Source organism: Paenibacillus sepulcri, assembly GCF_042647105.1.
In the GTDB taxonomy this organism is placed as follows: Bacteria; Bacillota; Bacilli; order Paenibacillales; family Paenibacillaceae; genus Paenibacillus_Z; species Paenibacillus_Z sepulcri.
The window spans coordinates 309,886-324,416 of the sequence record NZ_JBHRUP010000001.1 but is presented as its reverse complement, the minus strand read 5'-3'; the positions used below and the strand labels follow the sequence as shown (position 1 = coordinate 324,416).

The 14,531-nt window shown below is 52.9% G+C and carries 14 protein-coding genes; 12 read left to right on the top strand and 2 right to left on the bottom strand.

What is annotated here, in order from left to right:
• Nucleotides 1-46: 46 nt before the first annotated feature.
• The gene (locus tag ACFOLF_RS01430; protein WP_210040648.1) at nt 47-1,852 is read left to right on the top strand and encodes an ABC transporter ATP-binding protein; all 1,806 of its coding nucleotides are present in this window, start codon (nt 47-49) and stop codon (nt 1,850-1,852) included.
• Nucleotides 1,853-2,062: 210 nt separating this feature from the next.
• On the opposite strand, the gene ACFOLF_RS01425 is transcribed toward ACFOLF_RS01430, so the two are convergent.
• On the bottom strand, nt 2,063-2,914 hold the full coding sequence (locus ACFOLF_RS01425; protein ID WP_210040649.1) for a helix-turn-helix transcriptional regulator: 852 nt from the start codon (nt 2,912-2,914) through the stop codon (nt 2,063-2,065).
• 138 nt (nt 2,915-3,052) lie between these two features.
• Between ACFOLF_RS01425 and fabF the strand changes: the two genes are divergently transcribed.
• From fabF to ACFOLF_RS01370, 11 genes are all read left to right on the top strand, one after another.
• Nucleotides 3,053-4,288 carry a beta-ketoacyl-ACP synthase II gene (gene fabF, locus ACFOLF_RS01420; protein ID WP_210041014.1) on the top strand — a complete coding sequence of 412 codons (1,236 nt, stop codon included), beginning with the start codon at nt 3,053-3,055 and terminating at the stop codon, nt 4,286-4,288.
• Between the two features lie 340 nt (nt 4,289-4,628).
• The gene (gene serS / locus ACFOLF_RS01415; RefSeq protein WP_210040650.1) at nt 4,629-5,909 is read left to right on the top strand and encodes a serine--tRNA ligase; all 1,281 of its coding nucleotides are present in this window, start codon (nt 4,629-4,631) and stop codon (nt 5,907-5,909) included.
• Nucleotides 5,910-6,220: 311 nt separating this feature from the next.
• Nucleotides 6,221-6,874 (top strand): TVP38/TMEM64 family protein, encoded by a 654-nt coding sequence (locus ACFOLF_RS01410; RefSeq protein WP_210040651.1) that lies wholly within the window; start codon nt 6,221-6,223, stop codon nt 6,872-6,874.
• A gap of 65 nt (nt 6,875-6,939) precedes the next feature.
• Nucleotides 6,940-7,905, top strand: coding sequence for an AAA family ATPase (locus ACFOLF_RS01405; RefSeq protein ID WP_210040652.1), 966 nt, complete (start codon nt 6,940-6,942; stop codon nt 7,903-7,905).
• A 27-nt stretch (nt 7,906-7,932) separates the two neighbouring features.
• The gene (locus tag ACFOLF_RS01400; RefSeq protein WP_210040653.1) at nt 7,933-9,027 is read left to right on the top strand and encodes a DUF58 domain-containing protein; all 1,095 of its coding nucleotides are present in this window, start codon (nt 7,933-7,935) and stop codon (nt 9,025-9,027) included.
• Nucleotides 9,024-10,307, top strand: a complete 1,284-nt coding sequence (locus ACFOLF_RS01395; RefSeq protein WP_210040654.1) for a DUF4129 domain-containing protein — start codon at nt 9,024-9,026, stop codon at nt 10,305-10,307. The genes ACFOLF_RS01400 and ACFOLF_RS01395 overlap by 4 nt, the downstream gene beginning before the upstream one ends.
• A 78-nt stretch (nt 10,308-10,385) precedes the next feature.
• Nucleotides 10,386-10,778: a hypothetical protein gene (locus tag ACFOLF_RS01390; RefSeq protein ID WP_210040655.1), complete on the top strand. Its 393-nt coding sequence runs from the start codon at nt 10,386-10,388 to the stop codon at nt 10,776-10,778.
• Nucleotides 10,779-10,956: 178 nt separating this feature from the next.
• Nucleotides 10,957-11,340: a GntR family transcriptional regulator gene (locus tag ACFOLF_RS01385; protein WP_210040656.1), complete on the top strand. Its 384-nt coding sequence runs from the start codon at nt 10,957-10,959 to the stop codon at nt 11,338-11,340.
• On the top strand, nt 11,337-12,191 hold the full coding sequence (locus ACFOLF_RS01380; RefSeq protein WP_210040657.1) for an ABC transporter ATP-binding protein: 855 nt from the start codon (nt 11,337-11,339) through the stop codon (nt 12,189-12,191). Before ACFOLF_RS01385 ends, ACFOLF_RS01380 begins: the two co-directional genes overlap by 4 nt.
• Before the next feature lie 2 nt (nt 12,192-12,193).
• Nucleotides 12,194-12,847 (top strand): ABC-2 transporter permease, encoded by a 654-nt coding sequence (locus ACFOLF_RS01375; protein ID WP_210040658.1) that lies wholly within the window; start codon nt 12,194-12,196, stop codon nt 12,845-12,847.
• A gap of 28 nt (nt 12,848-12,875) precedes the next feature.
• Complete coding sequence (locus ACFOLF_RS01370) at nt 12,876-13,793, top strand: aminoglycoside phosphotransferase family protein (protein WP_210040659.1); 918 nt, start codon at nt 12,876-12,878, stop codon at nt 13,791-13,793.
• A 50-nt stretch (nt 13,794-13,843) separates the two neighbouring features.
• Here ACFOLF_RS01370 and ACFOLF_RS01365 read toward each other — a convergent pair whose 3' ends face one another.
• Entirely contained in the window at nt 13,844-14,488 is a 645-nt protein-coding gene (locus ACFOLF_RS01365) for a metal-dependent hydrolase (RefSeq protein ID WP_210040660.1), read from the bottom strand.
• Between the last annotated feature and the right edge of the window lie 43 nt (nt 14,489-14,531).

The following is a 14,531-nucleotide window of genomic DNA, read 5'->3' as shown; positions in this document are numbered from 1 at the left end:
ATGATATTAATAATTAATGCCATTATTTATTGTTTGGGGTGAGCGCATGAGTCAGGTGGAATGGGATTCCGACGAGCTGGAGGAAAAGCCCTTTAATCGTCAGTACATGAAGCGGTTAATCAAATATTTGCTGCCCTACAAAAGAATTTTGAGCATTGTTGTCCTGATCGTGCTGGTTAATATGGCACTCAGCCTGGCGGAGCCGCTTCTGCTTGGATATTTGATCGATGAAGGAATTCTGAAGAAGGACTTCACGATTATTTATTGGATTGGCGGGGTCCTGCTGGGAATCCGGCTGTTGGGCTGGCTGTTCGGGTATTTGGATACGCGCATGATTAACTTTACGGGGCAGCGCATTCTGTTCGATTTGCGCCAGCAGCTGTTTAATCATCTGCAGACGCTCTCCTTCCGTTTCTTCGACGGCCGGCCGGCAGGCAAGATCATGTCCCGGATTACCAATGACACGAATGCCATCGGCGAGCTGATTAACGGGGGTCTGATCACAATGGTAATGGAGTTTACGCATTTGATCGGCATCGTCGCCATCCTGCTGTGGATGGACTGGAAGCTGGCTTTGCTTTCTTTTATCACAATGCCGCTATTGTATCTGATTATTGTCGTCCTGCAGCCGAAAATCGAAGGCTCCTGGTCGCGCTCGCGCAAGACGATGTCGGCCATAAACGGCAATCTCAACGAGACGATTCAAGGGATCCGCGTCATCCAGGCTTTCTCCAGGCAAAAGGAGAACAACCGCCGTTTCGACAAGCTCAACAGCAACAACAAGCAGGCTTTCATGCGTGCGATAACGCTGGAATCCACCGTATGGCCGTCTGTGGAGATGATCGGCATGATCGGTACCTGCATCGTCATCTGGTTTGGCGCCAGAGAGGTGATGAACGATGCGCTGACGCTCGGGTTTCTGATGGCTTTCATCAATTACTTGTGGCGCTTCTGGGGGCCGCTCAGCGCGCTGTCCAAGGTATACAGCCAGGTGCTCTCCGCGATGGCATCGGCTGAGCGAATCTTCGAGATATTGGATACGGACCCCGAGGTAGCGGATCGGACGAACGCGAAGCCGATGAAACCGATCCGCGGCGAGGTCGTTTTCGAGAATGTGGGCTTCCGCTACGGGGACGACAAGCCTCAGGTGCTTCGCGATGTCAATTTGCGGATTAAACCGGGCCAGCGGGTTGCGCTGGTTGGTCCTACAGGCGCTGGGAAAAGTACAATTGTGAATCTGCTGATGCGGTTTTACGATACGACAGAAGGCCGGATTCTCATCGATGGCGAGGATGTAAAGGGCGTTACGCTGGATTCATTGCGCAGACAGATGGGCATTGTGCTGCAGGATTCATTTATTTTCTCCGGTACGATTGAGGAGAATTTGCGCTACGGCAATGAGGACGCTTCCGATGAAGCGCTGCGCAGAGCCGCGGAAAATGTGCGCATTGACCGTTTCGTCTCGCAGTTCGCGGATGGCTATCAAACGCAGGTCGAGGAGCGGGGCTCCAAGCTGTCGGTCGGTCAGCGCCAGCTGCTGGCATTCGGCCGCGTCCTGCTGTCCGACCCGCGAATTCTCATCCTGGATGAAGCGACCTCCAGCGTCGATACAGAAACCGAGCAGCACATTCAGGCTGCCCTGCAGACCGTGCTGGAAGGAAGAACCGCCTTCATTATCGCTCACCGGCTGTCGACGATCCGAGATGCCGATCTCATTCTGGTCGTGCAGAATGGAACCATATCGGAGCAGGGCACGCACGAGGAATTGATTGCGGCCGGCGGTCTATACCGCAAGCTCTATACCACCCAGTTCGATATGCAGCAGTCGCTGGCGATGCAGACAGGTGCGTAGGAGCATCCGGCATGTTAACGATATAAACGCCCCCGGCGCATATTCTGATGGAGACATTCATCGGAAGAGCGGCGGGGGCTTTTTGTATACAGCAGCTGCAACGTTCGTTTGAATGGAGAACATACTTCCTGACGCTGGTGCGGATCATTGTCTGTATTTTGCGATACAGGTATGTATCCAGGGAGATTCAATGAATTATCCTATTCCGGGTCAGGTCATTGACGGCTTGGCTTCCATCAGCCGCTGCAGCTTCAGCTCCGTATTCGACTCGGGAACAGGAGTATAAATGCTGCAGCGCAAATCGGAGCTTCCGTGCACCTGCAGGGAGGTCAGATGAAACAGCATTTTTCCCGCCTTGGCATGCCTGAATTCAATCAGCACCTCGGGCGCTGAGCTCACCTGGCTTTGCGCCCATAAACGTTCGAAATCGGGATGCAGTTCTTTCATCTCAGCGAGAAACCGCTCGTACCATTCATCCTCGACATACTGGCCGTAATAGGCTCGAAAGATGGCTAGAAAGCCGCTGACAAAATGCTCCCAGTTGACGGCAAGCCTCCGGAATTCCTTTCTCGCAAATAAAAGCTGAATCATATTCCGCTTGTCGAACGGAATTTTCTCAAAATCCAGAAAAACATGCGAAGCCGCTTCATTCCAGCCTACAATCTGGCAGCGCCTGTCGGAAATAATGGAGGGGCAGCTGCGCAGCTCCTGCAAAATCCGGGTCAAGGAAGGGCTGATCTCCGGCCGTTCTTCTTTCATCACGCTGAAGCTTGGACTTGCGTCCAGGGCCAGAGCGTACAAATATTTATGCTCATCGACGGTGAGCTGCAGAGCGGCTGCCACACAATCCAGAACGGAAGCGGATACGGTAATGTCACGCCCCTGCTCCAGCCAGGTATACCAGGTAGGGCTGACGCCAGCCAGCTGGGCGACCTCCTCCCGCCTGAGGCCTGGCGTTCTCCGGCGTGTTCCGACGGGAAGACCGACAGACTGGGGAAGAATTTTGGCTCGCTGCGTTTTTAGGAAAGCCGATAAGGCTTCAAGTCTTGCTTGCCGGTTCATGGCAGCCTCCATTTTAAATATAAGTTTATACTGGTAGTGATTATACTATAATAAAGAGCAACTTGTAATAGGATAAAGTTTGTGACAATATACAAGCTAGCAGGAAGTCAATGCCAGAAAGAGGTGTCCGAAATGGAAATGGAACAAGTAGTCATAACCGGAATGGGATTAATATCGCCGCTGGGAAACGATGTCAACACCTTTTGGGGACGGATGAAGCAGGGGCAATCGGGCATTACGCTTATCGATACATTCGATGTGAGCAGACATAAATCCAAAATCGCCGGACTGGTCCGTGATTTTGATGCGGACGGCCGGTTCGGGCGCAAAGAGGCGCGCCGTATGGACCGCTTTTGCCAATTTGCGTTAGCGGCGGCGGAGCAGGCTGTTGAGGATGCCGGCATCAAGCTGGATGCGGTCGATCTGGAGCGGATGGGCGTCTATGTCGGTTCAGGCATTGGCGGAATCCAGACGCTGCTTGATCAGGATCATGTCCTTCAGGGCCGCGGACCCGAACGGGTCAGCCCGACCTTGGTGCCGATGATGATTGCCAATATGGCAGCGGCGATGATCAGCATCAAGTTTGGCGCAGTCGGTCCGACGCTTTGCCCTGTTACGGCATGCTCGGTGGGAAATACGGCAATAGGCGAGGCAGCGCGTCTCATCCGCACAGGAGGAGCGGATATCGTCATTGCCGGTGGAGCGGAAGCGGCAATAACGGATATTTCGCTCGCGAGCTTCGGCAATGCTACAGCCGTATCGACGCGCAATGATGAACCGGTGCGGGCAAGCAGACCCTTCGACTCGGGCCGTGACGGCTTCGTTATGGCGGAGGGTGCAGGGATCGTGATCATGGAATCGCTCTCCCATGCCCTCCGCAGAGAGGCGCGCATCTACGCTGAGGTCATCGGTTATGGCGCAAGCTCCGACGCTTACCACATGGTAGCTACGCATCCCGAGGGGCTGGGTGCTTACCGGGCCATGAGAATAGCACTGCAGGATGCGGGCATCGCTCCGGGCGAGGTGGATGTAATCAGCGCTCATGCGACGAGCACGGAGCTTGGGGACCTTTCGGAGACGAGAGCCATTAAGAAGTTATTCGGAGAGGACGCTTACCGTATTCCGGTTACGGCGAACAAATCCATGGTAGGCCATATGCTGGGGGCAGCAGGCGGAGTCGAAGCGATAGCCTTGATCAAGAGCCTGCAGGAGAACATTATCCCGCCAACGATTAACCTTGAGCAGCAGGATCCGGAATGCGATCTGGACTATGTTCCGCAAACGGCACGCGAAGCAAGCCTGACGATCGGATTGTCCAACTCCTTCGGATTCGGCGGACATAATGCGGTTATTGCTCTGAAAAAATACGAGTAAGCTTCGCGGGCACAAGGTGCGCAGCTGTGGAATACGCGGAAAAACATGCACTCTATTGCAATTGCTTTGACTGCTTTGTTATAATGGCAAACAATAACCGTATACGTAGATCAGGCCGATGAAGAGAATCCAACTCGGAGGCGCTGCGAACGGAATCTGTGCGGCATTGTTGCTGCAAGCGTCCTTAAGTAGTCCGGAGACCGCACCGTTACCTGCGGATCAAGAGAGTCGTGTGCATCAGGCGCCGGCTAATTTGGGTGGCACCGCGAGCGCGCTCCTCGTCCCATATGTGGGATGGAGGGGCGCGTTTATTTATATTTTGCGAGAGGATGTGCTGCCCATGTTGGACATTCGCACGATTCGGGAACAGGCTCGGAAGGTGCAGGAGACGGCGAAGCTGAAAGGGATCAAGCTGGATGTTGCGGAATTGCTGGAAGCAGATGAAGCAAGAAGAAGGCTGATGACGGAGATGGAGGGGCTCCGCGCAGAGCGGAACGCCCGCTCCAAGGAGGTGCCGAGGCTGCTGAAGGATAACCGGATAGCGGACGCTGAAGCTCAGAAGATTGCCGTCGCAGCGCTGCTTCAACGGTTGAAGGAAGGAGAGGCGAAGCTGCGGATCATCGATGCCGAATACGAGCGGCTTATGCTGGATGTTCCTAATTTTGTTTCACCGGAAACGCCTGTCGGCCTTAGCGACCAAGATAATGTGGAGGTGCGCCGGACAGGCGAGACGGTATTTCCTTTTACGCCATTGAGCCATGTCGAGCTTGGCCATCTGCATCAAATGATCGATTCGGAGCGTGGGGTGAAGGTCGGCGGCGCGCGTCAGGTGGTGCTCAAAAACGCCGGGCTGCTGCTTCATCGGGCCGTTCAGCAGCTGGCGCTTGATCTTTTGCAGGAGGAGGGGTTTGAGCTGTTCGACATCCCTGTGATGGTGAAAGAGGAAACCTTGGTCTCGTCGGGATTTTTCCCCGGAAACCGGGATCAGACCTACAGCATCGATGGAGAGGACAAATGGCTGGCGGGAACGGCGGAGGTGCCGCTTATTTCGCTGTTCAGCGGGGAAGTGCTTGACCTTGCCGAACCAAGGCTGCTTGCGGCCTGCAGCCCCTGCTTCCGCAAGGAAGTGGGATCGGCCGGACGCGACGTGCATGGTCTATATCGCGTGCATCAATTTGCTAAGGTGGAGCAGGTGGTCATCTGCCGTGCCGAGCTTGAACTCGCCGAGCAGATGCTGCGTCTCATCACATCGCATGCGGAGAAGCTGCTCCGTCTGCTTGCCCTTCCCTACCGCGTGGTCGCCGTCTGCACCGGGGATCTGTCGCAGAAAAACTACAAGCAATTTGACATCGAAACCTGGATGCCCAGCCGGAACGGTTATGGCGAGACGCATTCTGCATCGCTGCTGCTTGATTTTCAGGCCAGACGCTCGCGCATCCGCTACCGGGATGAACAGGGCAATCTGCAGTTTGCCTACACGCTCAACAATACGATGGTGGCCAGCCCGAGAATATTGATTCCACTCCTTGAAAATCATCAGCAGGAGGACGGTACCATAGTCATCCCTGAAGCGCTTCGGCCCTATATGAAGGGAATTGACAAGCTGTTGATCACCGGTTAAAGCTATGGATGAAGAGGGCGCTGACACCCATTTGGGCGAAGCCCCTCTTCTTTAATTTGATGGGGAGTACAAGTATTTCTGGCATGCCTCTTTCACTTAGATTATGGGAAGAATTAGGCTCCGCTGTCATTCACGATACTCTTTGCATCTTATTCCCGGAAGGACTTTAGTCCGATCGGCATGAACGAAGGAGCGGGAATGTGTTATAGTGAAGAAAGTACTTGCGGATACGGAGCTGCGGAAATAGTCAGATTTATGAACATGGATTTTATGGTTCTGAGCATGTTTTCTTTAAAGGGGGCGATCGGTTTATGGGAGAGTTTATTTCGGATGGAATTGACTGGTTGCTTGAGGTCACGTCACTGGATGGCTATGGTATCCTGCTCGTTACGTTACCGCTGGCTGTCATTCAGGGGCTGCTTGGTTTTTTTCCTTTTACAACGCTTATTTTGCTTTATATTTCCGCGCTTGGATTGGAAGCGGGGCTGGTCATGAGCTGGCTGACAGGAACATTTGCATCCGTTGTGATTTTTTATTTGTTCCGTTATTTCATTTCCGGATGGGTGGACCGCAAGCTGTCGAAGCGGATACAGCGTTATGAGAAGTGGCAGAATTCCTTCCAGCGTTATGGAATCTGGGCGATTATTTTTTTGCGGACGCTGCCGATCATGCCTAATAACCTGATATCTTTTATGTCCTCTGTTTCAAGAATAGGCTCTGTTTCTTATATTTGGTCTTCGCTATTAGGGAATTTATCCCATATCTGGCTGTTTGGCATAATCAGCTCAACGATATTGATGCCCGGCACGGATATCAAATGGCTGACCATTACGTATATCATTTTCTGCCTGGTCCTGTTGATCCTGTTTGCGATCGTTCAATACAGAACCAAACGGAAAGAGAGCCATACATTGGTCAATTCCGGCGTCAGTCCCATCCAGGGAGAGAAAAATTTGCCTCTGTAAGGATCTGTAATGTGGCATAATAGAGCATACCACCTTTTGGTGAGAAGAGAGGAGCACCTTCGACTATGAGTATTGAAGCCATTCATCAATTAGCGGATCGTATCCGCAACAACGTCAGCCAGGTTATTATCGGCAAAGAAGAGATTATTGACAAAATGCTGATCGCCATCATTGCATCCGGACACGTCCTTCTCGAGGATGTGCCCGGCACCGGTAAAACGCTGCTCGCGAAAGCGCTTGCCAAATCCATTGACTGCTCGTTCAAACGGATCCAGTTCACGCCGGATTTACTGCCCTCCGATTTGAGCGGGATCCATTTCTATAATCAGAAGCTTTCCGAGTTTGAATTCAGGCCGGGCCCCTTGTTCACCAATATCGTGCTGGCTGATGAAATCAACCGGGCAACGCCGCGGACGCAGTCGAGCCTGCTGGAATGTATGGAAGAGCGCCAGGTGAGCATTGACGGGACGACCCATGTGCTGGAGCGTCCTTTTCTCGTCATCGCCACACAAAATCCAATCGAGCAGCAGGGAACATTTCCGCTGCCCGAGGCTCAGCTGGACCGTTTTCTGTTCAAGGTCAAAATGGGATATCCGTCCTCGGAGGAAGGGATCGATATCATGAAACGGTTCATGTCGGGCAATCCGCTTGATCTGTTGAAACCGATTGCAAGCACGGCCGATATTCAGGAAGCACAAAATGCCTATACGTCTGTTCGGGTCAGCGAGGACATGCTCCGCTATATGATGGCCATTGTCGAAGCAACCAGAACACATGCAGATTCGGCGCTTGGCGTCAGTCCGCGGGGCAGTCAGGCGCTGCTGAAGGCCAGTCAGGTTTATGCGGCATTGAAAGGCAGAGATTATGTGATGCCCGATGATGTGAAGGCAATGGCTATTCCGGTGCTTGCTCACCGGATCGCACTTCGGAGCGCGCAGCGGCTTCGTCCCGAAGCAGCGGAGAAGCTGGTCGAATCGCTCCTGCAGACGGTTGCGGTCCCGTCGGATACGCCGCTTATGACACGGGCATAGGTCGGTCCACAGTGGGAGGTGCAAGCGATGGGCATACATTGGTTTATTTTAAGCGCAGCTGCAGTTATTCTGATACAGGGCTGGATATTCCGCCGGTTTGGGATGAAACGGCTGAGCTATGCGAGGGAATTTAGTGTAAAAAGCTGCTTTGAAGGTGACAAAATTGAGATGATTGAGCGTCTGGAGAACCGCAAATGGCTCCCGGTCCCGTGGATGCGGGTGGAATCGATTCTACATACGGGGTTGAAGTTTGAAAATATTTTTAATTTTGATGTAAGCAATGGACAATTCTATCAGAACCACAAGAGTTTGTTCAGCCTGATGGGGAATAAGCAGCTGACCCGCCGCCATCCTGTGCAGTGCGTGCAGAGAGGCTGCTACCGGCTGACAAGCGCATCCATCACCTTCGGGGATCTGTTCGGATTATTCAGGTCGTGGAAGTCCGTAACGCTGCAGGAGGAGCTGATCGTCTATCCCATGCCGGCGGACCGCTCGCTGATCCAACTGCCCTCGCGCAGCTGGCAGGGTGATATTTCGGTACGCCGCTGGATTGTCGAGGATCCGTTCTATGTGACAGGCGTCCGCGATTACCAGGCCGGCGATTCGCTGAAGTCCATTAACTGGAATGCAACTGCGCGGTCAAGCAAGATGCAGGTCCACAGAAGGGATTTCACCGCCGATTACAGGCTTATGGTGCTGCTCAATGTGGAAGACCATGCGGATATGTGGGAGATCGTGAATAATACGGCGCTTATCGAGCAGGGAATCAGGCTGGCAGCCGCGCTTGTCCAATACGCCACAGAGCAGGGACTTGAGACGGGTTTTGCCACTAACGGCCATGATATCGACATACCCGGGCTGCCCGTGATCACGGAGATGAGCAGCGGCAGCGAGCATCTGCTGTATATGCTTGAGCGGATGGCGAAGCTTGCTATTGCCAGTGTTACGCCCTTCTATCTGCTTATCGACAAGCTTGAGGAGCAAATGGACGAGCGGTGCGATGTGGTGATCGTGTCGGCTTTCATGAGCGACAAGATCGAGCTTGCGGTCGAGCGGCTTCGCAGCCGCGGGCATGGTGTCGAGTGGCTGCCGCTCGCATTACAGGCAGGTGATGCAGCGTGACGGGAAACATTCGCGACAGCTCCAGAGTGCTGCTGCAGGGCGCGGTGGAGCTTCTGCTTTTCCTGCCGGTGGCTTTTCTCATTCAGGCCTTCCTGCTGGGCAATGAAGCGGGCTGGCTATGGCTTATTCTGGCTTTGCTCGGTTATCCGGCAGGACTTCTCATTAATCGTCTCTTTACCTTCAAGCATCCTTTCATGATCACGTTGGTCGGCATTGTGATTGGCTGCGCCTGCAGTGCGCTCTTGTTTGGTGTCACAAAGACAGGAGCGCTCAGCGCGGTCGTCTTGTCGGCAAGTCTTTCAAGGGGCGGGCTGATGGCAGTCTCCATGCGCCTATTCAGGCTGCAGGCCCGTCATTACATCATCGGGATCTTTGTTTATTTTTTTGTCTCATTGTTTTTTGGCCGGGCGGAGGCGTTCCAGCCTTATAAAATCCCGCTGATCGTCTTCGGTCTTGCTGTCTTGATGCTGACGCTGTTTGCTTCCAACAGCAGCTATGTCAATGACGAGTCATTATCCGGAAGCGATCGTCCATCCGTCGAACCGACGGTACGCAAACAAAACCGTATGCTTGTTGGCATCATAGCGGCCGTCGCAGTGCTGATTGTATTTACGTATCAGATCCAGGCGGCACTTACCTCGTTGTGGAATGCTTTCAGGAATTGGCTTCAGCAGCTGTTTGCCGGAGGCGGAACAGAGAATGCACCTCCGCCACAAGCGGAGCCTCCAGCCGCGCCGCCGGCACTGCCGCAGGGTGACGCGAAAACTCTGCCTCCCTGGGTTGATTATATAATGTACGGCATTGTTGCGCTGGTCGGACTCTTTGTCTTGTATCTGCTTCTGCGTAAGCTCCGTCATTTGCCTGAATGGTTAAAGAAGCTTCGGGAGCAGATGCTGAAGCTCTTCGGCCGGGAAAAGATTAATATGGCTCAAGGCTACGTCGATGAGGTGGCAAGTATTCCCAAGACAGGCCGCCTTGGCGGACTTTTTCGCAGCAAATCGAAGGAACCGCGCATTCGCTACAGGGACCTTCAGGATAATGAGTCCCGGCTTCGCTATTTGTACCGGCAAAGGCTTGGAAGGCAGGTAAAGGCCGGCTATTCCTTCAAGCCCTTCCTCACGCCGCTGGAAACGGACAATGAACTGCAGGAGCAGCGGGCAGGCAAGGCTCCTTCCGAACCATTGGCACAGCCATACAGCGAAGTCCGTTACGGCGGCAAAAAGATTACGGATCAGGAGCTGCAGCGTATCCTGGAGCGCGAGGATAAAGGCGGCCGGTAAGCTGACCTCATACATAAATATCCATTGGGCGGGACACCTTAAATGTGGACGTTAAGACCAACAGGAGGGTTCGCATCTATGGATAATCAAGGTCAGCAAGGCCAACAGGGAATGTACAACCAGCAGGGTCAACCAGGGCAGCAGAACAATAGTCAGCAGCTTAGCTATCAGCAGTTTCAGGAGCAGGTTCAGCGTCAGCAGGAGCAGGAGAGAATCCTTGCCCAGCAGGCACTCCGCAACGTAGGTCTGGACGGGCGCTCGCAGCAGGTCAATCAGGTTGTGCTCGAGCTGCAAAGCATTGGCCGTGAGCTGCAGCTTGCCGAGAATCAGCTGCAGATGCAAATGGACGCCCAGAAACGCCAAATCCAAAATATTCACCAGCAGCTGCAGCAGGCTGAGCAGCTGGTGCAACGCACGATGTCCAATCTAGATGCTTCTTCCCAACAATCAGGAACGCAGCAATTTCAATAAAAGTTTTAAGACGAAGCTTGAAGGACCGACAGCCCTTTATGCATATGTTGCGGAGCGACTCGAAAGAGCATTCCGCTGCATGTTGTATAGAGGGTTTTTTTTGCGGAATTATTGACAAGAGCAGCCGTTAATATATACTGTTTATATACGATATATACAGAAAATGCGAGGTGAATACATGAATCTCTCCGTATCCTTAACGTCCGGAGATCCGATATACCTGCAAATCAAGGAGCAAATCAAGAAACAAATAATAACCGGACTATTGAAGGAGGGAGAGCTGCTGCCGTCCATCCGCAGTCTTGCCCAAACGCTGAAGATCAGCGTCATCACCACAAAACGCGCCTATGACGAGCTTGAGCAGGAGGGTCTGGTCACATCCGTATCGGGCAAGGGCACCTTTGTATCGGAGAAGAATAAGCAGTCCATCAGGGAAGTGAAATACCGGCAGCTGGAGGAGAAAGTAAAAGCAGTGATTGCGGAAGGCCGGAGCCTGGGCTTGAAACAAGCGGAAATCCTGCAATTATTCGAAATTTTCTATGGGGAGGAGAGTGAAGCATGACGGCGGTTGAATTCAGGCAGTTCTCCAAAAGAAACGGGGATTTCGGCATAAGCGAATTAAGCTTTCATGTGGAGACCGGTTATATTACGGGACTTATTGGGCCTAACGGGGCGGGGAAGACCACTCTGATCCGCTCGATGATGAACCTTGTCCGTCCGGACCAAGGCGAGGTAAGAATGTTTGGTTTAATGTACAAGGAGCATGAACGGGAAATAAAACGCAAAATCGGTTTTGTGTATGATGAGGACTTTTTCTATAATCACTTGAAGGTACATGAAATGAAGAAAATCGCGGCGGCCTTTTACCCGACCTGGAACGATGCTCTTTTCCACCGCTATATGCAGCAGTTCGGCATTCCCGAGGGCAGAAAAGTGCGCGAGCTGTCCAAAGGAATGCGGACCAAATTCGCCCTGGCGGTCGCCTTGTCCCATGAACCGGAGCTGCTCATTATGGATGAGCCCACTTCAGGCCTGGATCCTGTTTTTCGCAGAGAGGTGCTCGGTCTGTTGAGTGAGTATATCGGGGACGGCAAACGCTCGGTACTGTTCTCGACCCATATCAGCTCGGATCTGGAACGGATTGCCGACTATATTGTTTATGTTCAGGGCGGGAAGCTGCAGTTCAGCGGCGCGAAAGAGGATTTGCTCGATTGCTATGTGCTGGTCAAAGGGCCGCTTGAGCTGCTGCACTCCGAAAAGCTGGACGTTATCGGTTTACAGAAAAACGCTCTTGGTTTTGAAGGCTTATTGGCCAAGGGACGTTATTCTACCGATTTCATGCTCCAAAATCATTGTATGGTGGAGCAGCCTTCTCTGGATGATATCATGGTTTATACGCGGGAGGTGCGGTAGTCATGGTTCAGCTTCTTGTAAAGGATCTGAGAATCCAGAAGCCGTTTTTGATACTTGGTTTTATTTTTATCGGCATATTCTTTTTTGCTCTAGGGGCTTTTGAAGGGCTGCCGCTATCTGTGCCTGCAGCTATCTTCAGCCATTTTCTGATCGTGGTGTCCAGCAAAATGGACGAGCGGAATCATAACGGACGAATGCTGGCTTCATTTCCTCTGCGGAGATTTGACATTGTGACTTCCAAGTATGCGGGCGTATTCATGTTTATGGCCTTTGCTTTCCTGCTGACCTGCTTTTGGCGGATAGCCGCTTCGCTCCTGCTGCCGGAAGGGGAATTGCCCTGGTTCAGCCTGCAGTCCACGATTTTGACCATTGCCGCGCTTTTGATCTTTTATTCCATCTATTTTCCGCTTTTCTTTGCTTTTGGCTCACGCATCGTGCAGACGCTTGATCTGATTGTCCTATTCACAGTAGGCGGGCTTGTGCTCATTACACTGCGGGTGCTGGAGTGGTCCGGAATCAACCTGGGATCCCGGATATCCGGACTGCTCACCGGTAACACACTGGCATCCATGATCTGGCTTGCCGCCGGATGCATGGCCTTGCTGCTGCTCTCCTGGCTGGTATCCCTGTTTATTTATAACCGCAGAAATATTTGATGGTAACTGGAAGGAGATGATTCAATTCATGACAAAGCCGGATCAACTGGAAAAATGGCGGCAAACCATAATCGGCGTGCACCGGGATGCAGGGATTAACTGGCTCGGGCAGCTTGATTCGCTTATACGAGACTGTGAGAAGCGGTGGGAGATTACGATCCATCAGCCTTTTCCGGATTTATCTTATAACTATGTAGCTCCTGCGACGGCGAAGGATGGAATGAAGCTGGTTGTCAAGCTGGGTGTGCCTCACGCTGAAGGTTTATGCGAGATTGAGGCGCTTCGGTATTATAACGGAAGAGGTATGGTGAACCTGATCGATTCCAGCGCTTCCGAAGGTGCGCTTCTGCTGGAGGATCTTCGGCCGGGTCACGTTCTGTCCAGTGTGCTGACAGAGGAGAAGGCGACGGAGATTGCGGCTGAGGTGATGCGGAAGCTGTGGACGGCGGAGCCGTCAAGCGAGCCGTTCCCGTTTCCCGCTCTGGCAGATTGGGCCAAGGGACTTGAACGCCTGCGCAGCCATTATGACGGGGGCACTGGACCGCTTCCGGACCGGTCTGTCGCAAGGGCGGAGGCGCTCTACCTGCAGCTGCTGTCCAGCATGAAGGAAACAAGGGTGCTGCACGGAGATTTGCATCATGGGAACATTCTCTCCGCAGAGCGGGAGCCATGGCTCGCCATCGATCCAAAGGGATTGATCGGGGAGGCCGAATTCGAAGTGATTGCTTACTTGCGCAATCATCTGATGAAGCATGACAATCCAGGGCAGGTGCTGGAGAGGCGCATTGATCAGCTTGCCAGTCATCTGAAACTGGACCGCGAGCGGATGATCTCATGGGGAGTATGCCATTGTGTGCTTTCTGCCTGGTGGTCTGTAGAGGATGGTCAGGACGATTGGCATGAAGTGATGGCATGCGGAGAGCTGTTCAACGGTTTATTGAAATGAAATCAGAGCTAACGCCGGTCGAGCCGCATCCCCGACCGGCATTCACCCAATTAGCCCGGTAGCTTGACGGATTTCTTATAAAGCGGATAAAACCATTTGACCCCGCTCGGGGTCAAGGTGTCCGCAAGCAGATGGGAGAGGTAGCCGGCAGTTGCGACCATCGTAATGCCTTCCAGCTGCAGCTGCGCTTCCAGCCCGCGGCTGATCGCTCCCCAGATCAACACCGCCCATAACGTGTGGGTCATCCCCCTATGCTTCAGCCATGGAACCCAGGCCACGAACAAACCGAAGCCCATAAGCCAGTTCATCTCATAGCGGATGCCCGCATAGAGCAGTCCGCCGCCGATTATGCTTACCATGGCATTTCGGATCACGCCTTCCTTGGTCATGAAGCCAAGCAGGAACAAAATTATGGATGCCACGGCTAATTCCGGATGCATCTGGTCATACATGAAATACATATAGGCGAGCCCTCCCGCCAGCAGGATGCTGCCCCATAATACAAAGCTCCGAAGCAGCTTGGACGCCTTCCCGAGCTTGCTGCTTAGCATGCTTGTCCCGTCGAGATCCGCACTGAGGGCGGAGAAGGCGGCGACAGCCAGATAAATCGCGGCATTCTTGAATGTAAAAGGATAATAAGCGGCTGCGGCTGCGCCAATGGCGACGCCGATGGTAAGATGGGTGGTTCCTTTCATAATACCTCCTGTGTCTAATGTGTAGGATAAGATAGAAGGCAAA

What these genes read in the sequence shown, in the direction of transcription:
- ACFOLF_RS01365 (WP_210040660.1), bottom strand. Translation starts at nt 14,488, where the DNA reads ATGAAAGGAACCACCCATCTTACCATCGGCGTCGCCATTGGCGCAGCC.
- ACFOLF_RS01385 (WP_210040656.1), top strand. Translation starts at nt 10,957, where the DNA reads ATGAATCTCTCCGTATCCTTAACGTCCGGAGATCCGATATACCTGCAA.
- ACFOLF_RS01370 (WP_210040659.1), top strand. Translation starts at nt 12,876, where the DNA reads ATGACAAAGCCGGATCAACTGGAAAAATGGCGGCAAACCATAATCGGC.
- ACFOLF_RS01390 (WP_210040655.1), top strand. Translation starts at nt 10,386, where the DNA reads ATGGATAATCAAGGTCAGCAAGGCCAACAGGGAATGTACAACCAGCAG.
- ACFOLF_RS01405 (WP_210040652.1), top strand. Translation starts at nt 6,940, where the DNA reads ATGAGTATTGAAGCCATTCATCAATTAGCGGATCGTATCCGCAACAAC.
- ACFOLF_RS01375 (WP_210040658.1), top strand. Translation starts at nt 12,194, where the DNA reads ATGGTTCAGCTTCTTGTAAAGGATCTGAGAATCCAGAAGCCGTTTTTG.
- ACFOLF_RS01430 (WP_210040648.1), top strand. Translation starts at nt 47, where the DNA reads ATGAGTCAGGTGGAATGGGATTCCGACGAGCTGGAGGAAAAGCCCTTT.
- serS (WP_210040650.1), top strand. Translation starts at nt 4,629, where the DNA reads ATGTTGGACATTCGCACGATTCGGGAACAGGCTCGGAAGGTGCAGGAG.
- ACFOLF_RS01425 (WP_210040649.1), bottom strand. Translation starts at nt 2,914, where the DNA reads ATGAACCGGCAAGCAAGACTTGAAGCCTTATCGGCTTTCCTAAAAACG.
- ACFOLF_RS01400 (WP_210040653.1), top strand. Translation starts at nt 7,933, where the DNA reads ATGGGCATACATTGGTTTATTTTAAGCGCAGCTGCAGTTATTCTGATA.
- fabF (WP_210041014.1), top strand. Translation starts at nt 3,053, where the DNA reads ATGGAACAAGTAGTCATAACCGGAATGGGATTAATATCGCCGCTGGGA.
- ACFOLF_RS01380 (WP_210040657.1), top strand. Translation starts at nt 11,337, where the DNA reads ATGACGGCGGTTGAATTCAGGCAGTTCTCCAAAAGAAACGGGGATTTC.
- ACFOLF_RS01410 (WP_210040651.1), top strand. Translation starts at nt 6,221, where the DNA reads ATGGGAGAGTTTATTTCGGATGGAATTGACTGGTTGCTTGAGGTCACG.